At 64.7% G+C, this 15159-nt stretch carries 4 protein-coding genes (1 of these 4 running past the window's edge); 1 reads left to right on the plus strand and 3 read right to left on the minus strand.

The window, feature by feature from the left end:
* The 3 genes from sypA to HX830_RS12745 form a co-directional block, all read right to left on the minus strand.
* Window positions 1-9751: the 5' portion of a syringopeptin non-ribosomal peptide synthetase SypA gene (sypA, locus tag HX830_RS12735; protein ID WP_177100508.1), read on the minus strand. The gene continues 6365 nt to the left of window position 1, outside the view; only the first 9751 of its 16116 coding nucleotides appear in the window; it begins with the start codon at window positions 9749-9751; its stop codon lies beyond the left edge, outside the window.
* A 139-nt stretch (window positions 9752-9890) separates the two neighbouring features.
* Window positions 9891-11597, minus strand: coding sequence for a cyclic peptide export ABC transporter (locus tag HX830_RS12740; protein ID WP_177100510.1), 1707 nt, complete (start codon window positions 11595-11597; stop codon window positions 9891-9893).
* Window positions 11598-11673: 76 nt separating this feature from the next.
* Window positions 11674-12735: a TauD/TfdA family dioxygenase gene (locus tag HX830_RS12745; RefSeq protein WP_103499708.1), complete on the minus strand. Its 1062-nt coding sequence runs from the start codon at window positions 12733-12735 to the stop codon at window positions 11674-11676.
* A gap of 345 nt (window positions 12736-13080) precedes the next feature.
* Here HX830_RS12745 and HX830_RS12750 point away from each other — a divergent pair, with 345 nt between their 5' ends.
* A complete protein-coding gene (locus HX830_RS12750) occupies window positions 13081-15144 on the plus strand; it encodes an amino acid adenylation domain-containing protein (protein WP_177100512.1) in 2064 nt (687 codons plus the stop codon).
* The last annotated feature ends 15 nt before the right edge of the window (window positions 15145-15159 follow it).

Genomic DNA, 15159 nt, shown 5'->3' on the forward strand with positions numbered 1-15159 from the left:
CGATCTGCGCCTGGGTCAGCTTGATCAGCGGCAGCAGGTCCGGGGTGAGGTGTGCGCAGTCATCGGCAATCAGGTTGGCCGGCACCACGATTTCCGTGCCGCCGCCCACCGCCGCCGCCAGCGCGGCCAGGGTCGGCTGGCCGAACAGTACGCGCACATCGGCGCTCAGGCCGACCTGGCGCATGCGCTCGATCAGGCTGACCGCCAGCAACGAATGGCCGCCCAGTTCAAAGAAGTGGTCATGACGCCCGACCCGCTCGACCTTGAGCACATCGGCCCAGATCGATGCCAGCAGGATTTCCACTTCGCCTTGCGGCGCCTGGTAATCGCCACGGGCCAGGGCATCCGACTCCGGCACCGGCAGCGCCTTGCGGTCGACCTTGCCATTCAGGGTCAGCGGCAATGCGTCCAGTTGCACATAGGCGCTGGGCACCATGTACTCCGGCAACAGGCCTTGCAGGTAGCCGCGCAGTGTTTCCACCGTGGCCGGCTCGCCGGTCGTGGTGATATAGGCCGCCAGGCGCTTGTCGCCGGGAACGTCCTCGCGGGCCAGCACGATGCATTCGCGCACCTGCGGATGGGTGCTCAGGCGCGCCTCGATTTCCCCGAGTTCGATCCGGAAACCGCGAATCTTTACCTGGTCGTCGTTACGCCCCAGGCATTCCAGCTGGCCATCGACCAACCAGCGGCCAAGGTCGCCGGTGCGATAGAGCAAGGCGCCGGGCTCGTTGCTGAACGGGTCGGCGATAAATTTCTCGGCGGTCAGGTCGGCGCGGTTGAGGTAACCCTGCGCCACACCCTTGCCACCGATGCAGATTTCACCGCTGACGCCCAGGGGCAGCAATTGCTGGCGGGCATCGAGGACATAGACCTGGGTATTGCCGATAGGACGGCCGATCGGCACGCTCTCGGCATCTTCGGCCACCGCGGTCACGTGATAGGTGGTGGCATAGGTGGTGGTTTCGGTCGGCCCGTAGCAATGCACCAGGCGCAGTTGCGGCGCCAGCACCAACAGGCGGCGGAACGACGCCGGGTCGCTGCGTTCACCACCGCACAGAAGGATCCGCAAACCCTTGATGGCTTCCGGGATCAGTTGCACGTACTGGTTGAACACCGCCGTGGTGACAAACAGCACCGTGGCCCCGGAGCTGATCAGCAGCTCGCCGAAACGCGCCGGTTCGAGCAGCGTGTCATGGTCCACCACCAGCACCTGGCCGCCATTGAGCAAGGCGCCCCAGACATCCATGGTGCTGGCGTCGAACGCCGGGTTGGAGCTGAAGGCGATCCGATCCTGCTCGTTGAAGTCGGCATAACCGTTGTTGATCACCAGCCGCGTGATGGCCCGGTGCGGCACCACCACACCCTTGGGCACCCCGGTGGAGCCGGAGGTGTACATGATGTAGGCCGGGGTTTCGCTCGATTGCGCCAATTGCCGGTCATCCGTCGGCAAGGCGTCCAGCACCATGGTGTCGAGATCGACCCGCGTCGCCGTACCGCTGGCCAGCGCAAAACCGCCCCGGGTCAGCAGGACCGCGGCCTGGCTGTCTTCAAGCATGAACTGCTGGCGCTCCAGCGGCGCCTTGGTGTCCAGCGGCACATAGACCGCCGCGCACTTGAGAATCGCCAACTGGCTGACCAGCAGGTCCAGGGAACGCTCCAGCAGGATCGCCACCCGCGCCCCCGGTTGCACGCCGAGACCGAGCAGATAGGCGGCAAGCTGGTTGGCCCGTCGGTTCAACTGCGCGTAGCTCAGGGCCTGGCCATGGTGCACGGCCGCCGTCGCTTGTGGCCGCAGGCGTACCTGGTCCTCGAACAGGCTGTGCACGGTGCGACTCATCGGGTAATCGGTTGTCGTGGCATTGAAGTCCTGCAGCAATTGCCGACGCTCATCCTCCGGCAGCACCGCCAGGTCGCGCACCGCTGAATCCGGCGCGGATTCCAGGGCCTCGACCAGCTGGGTCAAGGCGGTCTGCATATAACCGCAGACCCGCTGACCGTCGACTCCGGCCGCCACCTGCACGCTCAGCAGGAAGCCTTCGCCCTGGTCGTCCACCGACAAGGCACAGGGGTAATTGGTCCGCTCGCGGACGCCGAGGACCTGGGTGTCTGCCCAATAATCCCCACCACTGGCTTCGAGCGCCGGGCTGTGCCGGTAGTTGAGCAACGCGCTGAACAGCGGCGACGAGGCCGCCACCGCGCTGCAACGCTGGGCCAGCACCAAGGGCGCATGCTCGTGGCCGAGCAGTGCGGTGAGTCGGGCGTGGGTCTGGCGCACCGCCTGGCGTACCGCGCAGGCACCGACGTCGACCCGCAACGGCAAGGTATTGATAAACATCCCGAGTGCACGATCGGCACCCAGGCCGCTTTGCATACGGCCCAACAGCACGGTACCGAAGACCACGTCCTCACGGCCGCTGACGCTGCCCAGCACCCGGGCCCAGGCCAGGTGATGCAGACTGGCGGCACTCACCCCCAGTTGCCGGGCCTGGGTGCGCAGGCGTTGACACAGTTCAGCCGGAAGATCGCGGCGGACCTCCTTGACGCCCTGCCCGTCGCCCTGCACCTGCTGCAGGCCGAACGGCAAGGTCGGCTCGTCGACATCGCCGAGCATTTCGCGGAAGAACGCTTCATGTTGCTCGCGGCTCACCCCCAGGCGGGCCTGGCCCACATAGTTGCGGTACGGCATCGCCGCCGGCAGTTGCCCGGGCGCGCCATGCAGATGGGCGAGCATCTCTTCGCTCATCACATCCAGGGCGGTGTGATCGAGGGCGATATGGTGGAACAGCAGGATCGCCACCCAGCGCTGGTTGGCCGAATCCTGGGCAAAAGCCAGGTGCATCAGCGGCGCCTGGCCAAGGTCCAGGCGGCACTCGCGGGGATCGAAGCGACGCTGCAACTGGCCGAGGATATCGCCCGCGGCCGGGTCCAGCGCGATCTGCTCCAGCGGCAGTTCGACGTGGCGCAGGACCACTTGCTGCGGTTCTTCCAGACCTTGCCAGACCAGCGCCGTGCGCAGGATGTCATGGCGATCGATCACCGCCTGCAAGGCTTCGGCGAAACCGCGCAGCTGTGCCAGGTCCTGCAGGGCGAAAGTTGCTTGCAACAGGTACGGATCGCCCGTTTCAGCAGCGATATGGTGATAAAGAATGCCTTCCTGCAACGGCGCCAGCGGGTAGATATCCTGCACGTTGCCGGTGCCACCGGGCACGCCGGCGACAATGCGGTCGATACTGGCCTGGTCCAGGCTGGTCAGGGTCAGCATGTCCGGGGTGATGCGTTCGCAGCCGGCGGGAATACCGTTGGCCGGCACCACGATCTCGATCCCGCCGCCCACGGCCGCCGCCAGCGCCGCCAGGGTCGGCTGGCCGAACAGCACGCGGACGTCGGCACTCAGGCCGGCCTGGCGCATGCGCTCGATCAACTTGACCGCCAGCAGCGAATGGCCGCCGAGTTCGAAGAAATGGTCCTGGCGACCGACCCGCTCCACACCCAGCACTTCGCACCAGAGCGCGGCCAGGGTGGTTTCGGTGTCGCCGAGCGGCGCCTGGTAGTCGCGGCTGACGAAGGCATCGGCCGAAGGCTCCGGCAGCGCACGACGGTCCAGCTTGCCGTTAGGTGAAACCGGGAGTTTTTCCAGGTGCACATAGGCCGCCGGAATCATGTAGTCCGGCAGCAGCGCCTGCAAATGCAGACGCATCTGGTCGGCTTCGGGCGCCACCTGTCCGGCCTGCACGCTGAAATACGCCACCAGGCGTTTTTCCCCGGGACGGTCTTCACGGGCCAGCACCGCCGTGTCCCGCAGGCCCGGGTATTGGCCGAGGCGCGCTTCGATTTCACCCAGTTCGATACGGAAGCCACGGATCTTGATCTGGTCGTCGTTACGGCCCAGGTAGTCGATCTGGCCGTTGGCCTGCCAGCAACCCAGGTCGCCGGTCTTGTACAGCCGTGCCCCTTCGGCAGTGGCGAACGGATCGCGGATAAAGCGTTCGGCGGTCAGTTCGTCGCGGTTCAGGTAGCCGCGGGCGACACAGGCACCACCGATGTAGAGCTCCCCCGCCACACCCACCGGCACCGGCCGGAATTGCTCGTCGAGCAGGTAGATACGGGTATTGGCCACCGGCCGGCCGATACTCGGCAAGGTCGGCCAGGCCTGCGGATCTCCCGTCAGAGTCAGCGCCGTGACCACGTGGGATTCGGTCGGGCCATAGTGATTGTGCAGGCGCGCGTCATCCAGGCGTTCGAAGAAGCGCCGCATCGGTTCGGTGATTCGCAGTTGTTCACCGGCGGTGATCACGTCCTGCAACGCACACTCGGGTTGCTCGACTTCGGCGACCATGGCTTCGGCCAGGGCTTGCAGGGCGATGCACGGCATATACAGGCGTTCGATGCGCTGCTCGCGGATATGCTGGAACAGGCGACGGAAATCCAGGCGGATATCGCCATGGATCAGCGACAGTTCGCCGCCGGCACACAAGGTACTGAAGACTTCCTGGAAGGCCACGTCGAAGCCCAGGGCGGCAAACTGCAAGGTCCGTTGTCCGGGCCGACCGTGCTCGACGGTCTGGGCGATCTGCCAGTGCATCAGGTTGACCAGCGGCCCGTGGGGCATGGCCACGCCCTTTGGCTGGCCGGTGGAACCCGAGGTGTAGATCAGGTACGCCAGGTGTTGCGCATTCAGCCCCTCGATCTGCGGATTGTGCCGGGGCGCGGTGTCGATACCACTCTCGATCCGCGCTTCGCTTTCCAGCAACAACACCGGCATCAGCGCCTGGGGGAAGCGTTCGCGCAGGCCGCGCTGGGTCAGCAGCACCTTCGGCGCGCTGTCCTCCAGCATATAGGCCAGGCGCTCGGCCGGGTACGACGGATCCAGCGGCACATAACCGGCACCGGCCTTGAGAATGCCCACCAGGCCGGCGATCATTTCCAGGCTGCGTTCCACACAGATCGCCACCCGATCGTCGGCGCCGATGCCCTCGGCGATCAGCCGATGGGCAATCTGGTTGGCCCACTGGTTCAGTTCGCCGTAGCTCAGGCGCTGGCCTTCATAGGTGACGGCCACCGCGTCAGGCCGGGCCGCCGCGTGGGCCTCGAACATCTGGTGCAGCAACAGGTCCGTCGGATAGATGCAATCGAAGGCGTTGAAGTCTTCCTGCAACTGGCGGCGCTCGCTGGCCGGTAACCAGTCGAGGCTGTGCAACGGCGCATCCGGCTGTTGCTCCAGGGCCTCGGTCAGGTGCTCCAGCACGGTATGCATATAACCGGCGATCCGTTCGGCACCGACCCCGGCCACGGCCTGGACGGTCAGGCCAAAGGACTCGCCGAGGTCGTCCACCGACAACGACAACGGATAGTTGGTCCGTTCCTCGCCGCCAAGCACCTCGACCCCGGCCCAGGTCCGGGCCTGGCCGGCGTCCTGCGGTCCCTGGGCACCCACGGCGACATGCCGGTAGTTCATCAGGGCGCTGAACAACGGCGTCGGTGCCGCCACGCCACTGCATCCCTGGGCCAATGACAACGGCGCGTGTTCATGGCCGAGCAAGGCCGCCAGCCGCGCGTGGGTGGTCCGCACCGCCGCCTGGACCCCCTGCTCGCCCGCGGCCACCCGCAGCGGCAAGGTATTGATAAACATGCCCAGGGCCCGTTCGGCGCCCTGGCCACTGTGCAGGCGGCCCATCAGCACGGTGCCGAAGACCACGTCGCGACGCCCGGACAAGCGCGCCACCACCTGGCCCCAGGCCAGATGGTGCAGGCTGGCGTTGCTCACGCCGAGGCGCCGGGCCTGGGCACGCAGGCGCTGGGCCAGATCCGGGTCTACCGACAGCAGCGCTTCCTCGACACCGCTGCCGTCGCCCTGCACATCCTGCAGGCCGAAGGGCAAAGTGGGCTCGTCGACATCACCGAGCATTTCGCGGAAGAACGCCTCGTGCTGCTCGCGACTCACTCCCAGGCGGGCCTGGGCCACATGGTTGCGGTACGGGACCGAAGCTTCCAGTTCGGCGCCGCGGCCCCGGCTGAACGCCTCGATCTCCTTGCCCAGCAGGGCCAGGGAGGTGGCGTCATCGATCAGGTGATGGAACAGCAACACCGCGACCCAGCCGCCGTTGTCGGCGTCTTCGGCATAATGCAGGCGCATCATCGGTGCCTGACGCAAATCCAGGCGAATCCGTCGCGGATCGAAATGTTCTTGTAACTGAGCGGCCACATCACCCTGGTCCGGATGCGGCAGAAAGGCTTCGACCCGCAGCCGCGCCTCGCGCCAGACCACCTGGACCGGCTCATCGAGCTCTTCCCAGGCCACTGCGGTGCGCAGGATATCGTGACGGTCGATCACCGCCTGCAAGGACTCGGCAAAACCCAGCAACTGTTCAAAGGTGTCGACCCGCAGCAGGGCGTGCAACAGGTACGGATCGCCCTCGTCGCTCGAAAGATGGTGATAGAGGATGCCTTCCTGCAGAGGCACCAGCGCGTAGATGTCCTGCACATTGCCGACACCGCCCGGGACACCGGCCACCACGCGGTCGATCTGGGCCTGGGTAAGTTGAGCCAGGGGCAACATGTCCGGCGTGATGTGCTGGCAGCCGGAGGGGATCGCATTGGCCGGCACGACAATCTCGCCGCCCTTGCCGCTGGCGGCCGCCAATGCGGCCAGGGTCGGCTGGCCGAACAGCACACGGACATCGGCGCTCAGGCCGACCTGGCGCATGCGCTCGATGAGTTTCACCGCCAGCAACGAATGCCCGCCCAGTTCGAAGAACTGATCATGCCGACCGATCTGCTCGACACCAAGCAACTCGGCCCACAGCCCGGCCAGGGTGGTTTCCACCGGACCTTCGGGGGCCTGGTATTCGCGTCGGGCATAGGCCTCGGCCGCCGGCACCGGGAGTGCCTTGCGGTCCAGCTTGCCATTGGCGGTCAGCGGGAAGGCTTCAAGGCTGATAAAGGCACTTGGCAGCATGTACTCGGCCAGCACCAGACGCAGTTGATCACGCAGTTGCGCGGCGTCCAGTTCGACGCCGGCCTTGCCGATGACATAGGCCACCAGGCGCTTGTCGCCTGGTTCGTCCTCGCGCACCAGCACCACCGCGTCACGCACGCCCTCACAAGCGCCGAGTTGCGCCTCGATCTCGCCCAGTTCGATACGGAAACCGCGAATCTTCACCTGTTCGTCGTTACGACCCAGGTATTCCAGGCTGCCATCGGCCAGCCAGCGCCCCAGGTCGCCGGAGCGGTACATGCGGGCACCCGGGGTCGCGTCAAACGGATCGTCGAGGAAGCGGGAAGCGTTCAGCTCGTCGCGATTGAGATAACCCCGGGCCACGCCCGCGCCACCGACGTACAGCTCCCCCACCACGCCGGGCGGCAACGGATAGCCGTAGCCGTCGAGCAGATACAGGCGCAGGTCGGGAATACGCTTGCCGATCGGGCTTACGCCCACCCGTTGGGCATCTTCGGCCTGCAGCGGGTAGTAGGTCACATGCACCGTGGTCTCGGTGATGCCATACATGTTTACCAGTTGCGTGGCGCTGTTCAGTTCCCGGGCGTACCAGGGCTTGAGCATCGCCGTGTCCAGAGCTTCACCGCCGAAAATCACCTGGCGCAACACATGCGCCTGCGGGTTCTCGTCCTGGGCAGCGATCAACTGGCGAAAGGCGCTTGGGGTCTGGTTGAGGACTGTTACACCGGCGCTGCAGAGCAGCTTGTAGCAGTCTTCGGGGGAGCGGCTGACCAGTTGCGGCACGATCAGCAAACGACCGCCATGCAGCAGCGCGCCCCAGATTTCCCAGACCGAGAAGTCGAAGGCAAACGAGTGGAACAGCGCCCAGACGTCCGTTTCATTGAAGCCGAACCAGGCGTCGGTGGCCGAGAACAGCCGCGCGACGTTGCGATGTTCAACCATCACGCCCTTGGGCAGGCCGGTGGAGCCGGAGGTGTAGATCACGTAGGCCAGGTGCGTGGGGTTCACCACCACCTGCGGATTACGCATGGACTCGTCCCGCAGATCCGCATCGTCGAGATTGATGACCGGCACCTGCACTGCCGGCAAGGCTTCCTGCACCGCGTGCTGGCTGAGCAAGGCCACCGGGGCGCTGTCACCGAGGGTGTAGGCCAGGCGCTCGCGAGGGTAAGCCGGGTCCAGCGGCACATAACCGGCGCCGGATTTGAGGATCCCCAGCAAGCCGATGATCATCGCCGGACCGCGTTCGACGCAGATCGCCACCCGATCGTCCGGGCGCACACCCAGGGCCAACAGACGATGGGCAACCTGGTTGGCGCGAGCGTTGAGCTCGCCATAGCTCAGGCTTTCACCCTGGTACACCAGCGCCACGGCATCCGGCCGCTCGGCGGCGCGGGCTTCGAACTGCTGGTGAATGGTGCGGTCTTCGGCGAAGTGTTGTGGCTCGGCATTCCAAGCCTGCAACTGCGCGGTTTCGCTGGCATTGAGCAGGGAGAACCCGCAAACCGGTAACTGTGCATCCGCCAGCCCCTGGTCCAGCACATGCTGCAAGCGCTCGGCCATGGACTCGATCTCGCCCGCCTGGAAATACGCCTCGTTGTAGATGTAGTGCAGCCGGGATTCACTATCGTAAGCATTGGTCCGCAGATGGATCGCCAGCGGTGTCTGTTCGTGATTGTTCGAACACTTCACCGCACGGGCGCTCGCCGGTCCGAAGCGCAGCAGGGAGTTGTGTTGCTCGTAGGAGAAGGTCAGGTCGAACAGCTGCGTACGCTCGGTACGGCGCAACTCCAGCAGGCGGTTGAGATCGCTGACCGGGAAACGCTGGTTGCGGTAATCCTGCTTGAGCGCCCGACCGATGCCCTGGACCAGTTCGGCGAACGGCAGATCGGCGCTGAACTGCAAACGCACCGGGCTGAGCTGGGCAAACAGCCCCAGGGTCTTCTTGAAGCTGGCGTTGGAGCGGTTGAGGATCGGCAAGCCGATCACCAGCTCATCGCGCTGCTGGGTCCGAGTGAAGTAGACGTACAGTGCGGTCAGAAGGACGTGGAAACGCGAGGCCTGCAGCTTGCCGGCCAGGTCGTCGATACGATTCTCTAGGCCCCGGGCAAAACCGCGGGCGAAATGGCTGCTGCGGCTCGGGCCTTCAGCCTGGGCCTGGCGATAGCGCGGGAGCAGCAAGCGCTCGGGGATATCGCGGTATTTTTCCAACCAATAGGCCTGGTCGCGAACGAAACGCGGCGACTGGCGATAGTCGCGATCGTCGTCAATGAAATCGACATAGGACGGCGCCGACAGATCAGGCGTGCGCTGATCGTGCAGGGCGTTGTAGATCTGGCAGAGGGAAGCAAAAAGCTCGTCGATGCCCCAACCGTCGAGCACGATATGGTGGGCGTGGATGACAAGGTAGAAGCGCTGCGCTTCGAGCTTGAGCAAATGCAGTCGGAACAGCGGGCCGCCATCGAGCTTGAAGGCCCGTTCGAACTGACGCTGCATCCAGCTCGCGGCAGCCTGGCGCGGGTCCGCCTGTGCTTGCAGGTCCAGCGGTGCCACCCATACCGGCAGTGTCGCGGCGAAGGCCTGCAACGGCACGCCCTGCTCGTCACGCTGCTCGAGCAGGACCATGCGCAGGGCATCGTGTTTATCGATCAACAGGTTCACGGCCTGCTGGAACACCTCGGGGTCGAGGTGCCCGTCAATCTCCAGGTAGCCGCCAATGTTGTACAACGGCGAGTCGCCCTGGGTCATCTGGTCCAGCCAGATATTGCGTTGGGCAGCGGTCAGGGCAAGAGCCATACATTTCTTCTCGCAAAGGGTCAGCCTCGCCACGCGCAAAAGGCGGCGACAACTGGAAATTGAGTCAGGTCCAGGGGCCGGCCGACCTCGCTCAGCTTCGCGAAGGGCCGGTCCTGGAAAAGTTAAACAGCGCTGGAAATCAGGCGCGCTTGCCCTGCACCGAACAATTCACGTCGGAGACGATCTTCCCGTCCACCAACTTGATGATGCGGTCGGCCAACTGGAAGTACTGGTCATCGTGGGTGATGATCAACACCGTCTTGCCGCGACGCTTGAGGTCCGGCAGCAGTTCCTCGTAGAAGAAGCGCTTGAACGGCGGGTCCTGGTCGGCGGCCCATTCGTCGAGCAGGTAGATCGGCCGGTCTTCCATGTAGGCGCAGACCAGCGCCAGGCGTTTCTGCTGACCGTAGGACAGGGCCTTGGTGGTGGAATAACCGAGCCCTTCGATCTTGATCTTGTCTTCCAGGCCGAGGGTCGCCAGGTACTTCTGCGCCAGTTCGGTGCTGGCGTCCTCTTCTTCGTCGGGACCGATCAGCCGGTTGAACAGATGGAAGTCGGAGAACACCGCGGAGAACAGGTCACGGTAGTCGCTGCGTGACGCTTCGTTGATCAGCTTGTCGTCGAGCAGCACCTGCCCGCCCTGTGGGATGTACAGGCCGCAGACAACCTTGGCCAGGGTGCTCTTGCCGCAGCCGTTGCCACCAACGATGTAGATCAGTTCGCCGGCACGCACCGTCAGGTCGATGGGCCCCAGGCCGAACCCGGTGCCGGTGAGCGGGTCCTGATAGTTCATGTGCACGTCGCGCAACTGGATGCTGTCCCAGGACTTCTTGTGATCCAGGCGCAGCACATTGGCGGATTCGCTGGCGAGGGCTTCCGGCTCCGGGTGCGGGTCGTTGATCGAGAAACCGAAATCCGCCAGGCGGCTGCCGGCGATACGGCCCTGGGCCAGCAACGGCATGGCGCCGATCAGCAGCGACAGCGGGCCCATGATGTACAGCACCACCAGCACGCTGGCGGTCATGGTATTGGTATCGATCACCCCGAGCATGGGCGCGACGAACAGCAGGCAACCGATCAGCAGCGACAAGGTCAGCTGGCCGACGTTGTCGGCGGCGGTGTACCAGAGCCGTTCGATAAAGTTGTAACGCGCCACCTGGGTCGAGGACTCCTGGATCGCCGAGCGGCTGAACCAGCGGCGCCGGATGCCGTTGAGCTTGAGTTCCTTGAGACCGAACACCAGGGCGTGGGTGTATTCGTTGAACGAGGTGAACTCGTCACGCACTTTGTGCGAGAAGGAGATACCGCCCAGGAAAAAGAACAGGTACAGCGCCACCCCGACCACCATCAGGCCGACGGTTACCGCGAACACCACCCAGGACAGGTAGGCCAGGTAGGCGATGCCGAACAGCAGCACCGCCAACTCCACCAGCACCGACGGCATGATCACCAGGGTACTGTTGAGTTGCGGAATATCGCTGGTCAGCATCGTCAGAACGTTGGGTGCCCCGCGGCGGTCGATCTCTTCCAGGGGCGTGGCGAGGATCTTGCGGCACAGGGCAATCCGCAGGCGGGTCATGATGCGCATGCTGGCGTAGGCCGGAAACAATGCGGCACCGTTGCGGAACAAGAGCGACACCGCACTCAGGCCGACGAACCAGTACAACGACTGCAACTGGAAGCTTTCCTCATGAATCGCCTCGTTGATCACCTTGATCACCGCGATGGACGCCACCCCGCTGATGATCCCGGTCAACAGGGTCATCAGCGTCAGCCAGGGATGATTGCGCCACAGCAGACGCATGACCGAGCCAGGTTTGGCCTTCTTCTCTTGCTCGTTTTTCATTGGTTGCTGTCCTTGAATGCATTAGCCCGCGCAATGGCCGGTCGTTGAAAGTCCAGGGTCACTCGATTGCGATCACTCAGGTCGGTTGCCAGACGTCATCCCGGGCAGTCATTTCGCCCATGGCGACGACGATCAGACGGGGTTCTTCGTAGGGGTCCCGGGCATGGGCGGCGAGCATGTTGTCGAGCATCACCACATCGCCCTTGCGCCAGTCGAAGCGCACCGCACAGGCCTCGTAGGCTTCGCCGATCAAGGCCATGACCGAGTCCTCGATGTCCGAGCCGTCGCCATAGCTGACCAGTCGTGGCAGGCGGTCGGCGCCGAACATGTCGAGCAGGTCCTCGCGCATTTCCTCGCCCAGGCAGAACGGGTGGTGCAGCTGCACCTGGTTGAAGAAGCAGCGCTCACCGGTGAACGGATGGCTGATCACCGCCGGGCACTGGGTGCGAATCTGCAGGGTGTCGCTGTCGAGCCATTCGAAGTCGGTGCCCTGCTCGCGGCAACGCTGTTCGACGACGCTGCGTTCAGGGGTGCCGAAGAACGATTCCCAGCTCGGCTCGACGCCGGCGGTAAAGGTACGGCTGTACATCAGGCCCTTGCTTTCGAAACGCGCGACCACCTCGGCCGGCAGACGCTGGAGCACCTGGCGAATGTCCGCCAGCGGCGTCGCGCCACCGACCCGTGACGGCTGCTCGCAGAAGAACCATTGCTTGCGCGGCCAGCTTTCCAGGTGCGAACTCTCGTTGTGATAGAGGATCATCTCGCGCTCGGGATAAGGCGTGGAGCGATAGACATTGCGCCCGCCTTCTTTCTTCGGCAGGTCGCCATAAGTGCCGTGCAACCCGGGCGACAGCGCCTCGGCAAAGGCCTCGAAAGCCGCCACCGAGCCCAGCTCGAAACCACGGAACAGCACCGCGCCGTGACGGCACAGCAACGCCTCGATCGCCTCGCGTTGCGCACTCGCCCACAACACCGGATCCAGGCCAGGCGCGGCCGGTTCGATCACCACGGGCAAACTGCTGTCGGCTGCCAGCAGGGACAAACGTACCGATGGATCCCCCGCCCGGTCGGGCCAGGCCGGCGCATCCGCCAGCGGTTCTTCGGTGAAAACAGGCGAAACGTTAGCTTGAAGACTCATGAACAAACTCCTGGACCACAGCCCCTCACATCCACGTTGTACGGGGCAAGATCAACAGGCTCCGCCGCCGCGCAAGGATAAAAACACCGATGGCGGGGGGCTGTCTGTCACCGCAAACCGGGACAGCGGTGACCCGGGCGGCGGATGCGTCGCGATCACCGTCGGCACGCGTTTGTCCCCATTTCCCGCGACAGACGCAGGCCCGCGGTCGGTGCTGAAATGCGGCAACTGCGGATCGTGCCGGCTCTTCGAATGGAGCCTCCAGGCCGCAGGGATGTCTCGAGTGCAACGTCTTTCGCCACGGCGAAAAGACGTTGCACCTGTTATTACACAGGAGCGTTAGTCATGCCGATCAAGAACACTGGCGAATCGGTTAACACCCCGCCAGCCCCTCTCACGCCCGGTGCCTTCCTGCATGAGATATTCAGTGCCCGGGCCCGTGAATTTCCCGAGCGAACGGCGGTGTCCGACGCCACTCGGACATTGAGTTATGCCCAGCTCGAGGCGCTGTCGTCGAAGCTGGCCGCACGTTTGCGTCACGAAGGCGTCAAGGATGGCCTGCGTGTGGGCATGTACCTGCCGCGCAGCGCCGACCTGATCATCAGCCTGCTCGGCATCCTCAAGGCCGGCGGCACCTATGTCCCGGTCGACCCGCAATACCCGGGCAAACGCGTTGAGCACATCGTCCGTGACAGCGGCCTGGGCCTGGTGATCGGCGATGCCGCGAACCTGCCGAAAAGCCCGTCCCTGCGTGTGCTGTCCCTCGAGCAATTGCTGTCCGCGCCCGCGCTGGAACTGAGCGTTGACGGCAGCCGCCGCGACCCGGACCAGGCCAGCGCCTACGTCATCTACACCTCCGGTTCCACCGGTGAGCCCAAGGGCGTACTGGTTTCCCACGGCAACGTCAGCCGCCTGCTGGAAAGCACACAACGGACCTACGGCTTCAACGCCCAGGACGTCTGGTCGATGTTCCACTCCATCGGCTTCGATTTCTCGGTCTGGGAAATCTGGGGCGCCCTGGCCCACGGCGGCCAGGTCAGCGTGGTACCGTATGACGTCTCGCGCTCGCCTGCCGCCCTGCGCCAATGGCTGTCCGACCAGCGCGTGACCGTGCTCAGCCAGACCCCGTCGGCCTTCCGTGGCCTCGACGAGGCCGATCGCGGCGCCACCGCGCCCCTGGCCCTGCGTTATGTGGTCTTCGGTGGCGAAGCGCTGCCGGCCACCGTGCTGCGTCCCTGGGTTGAACGCCATGGCGACCAGAAACCGGCCCTGATCAACATGTACGGGATTACCGAAGCGACGGTGCACAGCACCTTCAAGCGCGTACTCGGCCAGGATCTGGAAAGCAGCGCGATGGTCTCCATCGGCAAACCCCTGGACGGCTGGCAGTTGCATCTGCTCGACGCCAACCAGGTCGCGGTGCCCCAAGGCACGGCCGGCGAGCTGTACATCGAAGGCGCCGGCGTAGCCCAGGGTTACCTGAATCGCAGCGAGCTCAACGCCGAGCGTTTCATCCAGTTGCCCGGCACCTCGATCCGCGCCTACCGCACCGGCGACCTGCTGATCCTCGACAATGACGGTGAGTACCGTTATGCCGGCCGTTGCGACGAACAGCTGAAGATCAGCGGTTTCCGTATCGAGCCGGGCGAGATCGAAGCCTGCCTGCAAACCAGCCCGAGCGTCTCTGCCGCCCATGTCGGCGCCCATGACTACGGCGATGGCGACCTGCGCCTGGTGGCCTATGTGGTCCCGACCCAGGGCCTCGGCGCCTGGACCGAGCAGACCCGCAGCGAAGTGGCCGCCCTGGTGGCAGCCAGCCTGCCGGACTACATGCGTCCCTCGGCCTACCTGGCGCTGACCCAACTGCCAGTGACCGCTCACGGCAAGATCGACAAGAAACAGCTGCCCTCGCCGACCGCCGGCGTCACCCCGTCGCACTCGGTGGACGCCCAGGGTCTCAGCGAACCGGAGCAGCTCGTACTCAAGGTCTGGAGCGAAGACCTGGGCCTGAAGAACATCGGCCTGAATGACGACTTCTTCGATTTCGGCGGCACCTCCCTGGCCTTGATCCGCTCCCTGAGCAAACTCAAAAGCCATTACCAGATCAACATCGATCCCGGTGTCCTGGCCGACGGCGCAACCGCCAAGGTCCTCGCCGACTACATCTCGCGCATCGTTGCACCCGGGCAGTTCGTGCTCAAGGTGTGGGGTGAAGACCTGGGCCTGAAGAACATCGGCCTGAACGATGACTTCTTCGATTTCGGCGGCACCTCCCTGGCCCTGATCCGCTCCCTGAGCAAGCTCAAAAGCCATTACCAGATCAACATCGACCCGGCTGTCCTGGCCGACGGCGCCACCGCCAAAGCGCTGGCCGATTACATCTCCCGCACTCTTGTTCAAGCCCATTGACCGAAAAGGAAAAGC

This window comes from Pseudomonas gingeri (genome assembly GCF_013385425.1).
Lineage (GTDB): Bacteria > Pseudomonadota > Gammaproteobacteria > Pseudomonadales > Pseudomonadaceae > Aquipseudomonas > Aquipseudomonas gingeri_D.

Bases quoted from the DNA above. Each gene is read 5' to 3' on its own strand.
- HX830_RS12745 (WP_103499708.1), bottom strand. From the start codon at position 12,735: ATGAGTCTTCAAGCTAACGTTTCGCCTGTTTTCACCGAAGAACCGCTG.
- HX830_RS12740 (WP_177100510.1), bottom strand. From the start codon at position 11,597: ATGAAAAACGAGCAAGAGAAGAAGGCCAAACCTGGCTCGGTCATGCGT.
- HX830_RS12750 (WP_177100512.1), top strand. From the start codon at position 13,081: ATGCCGATCAAGAACACTGGCGAATCGGTTAACACCCCGCCAGCCCCT.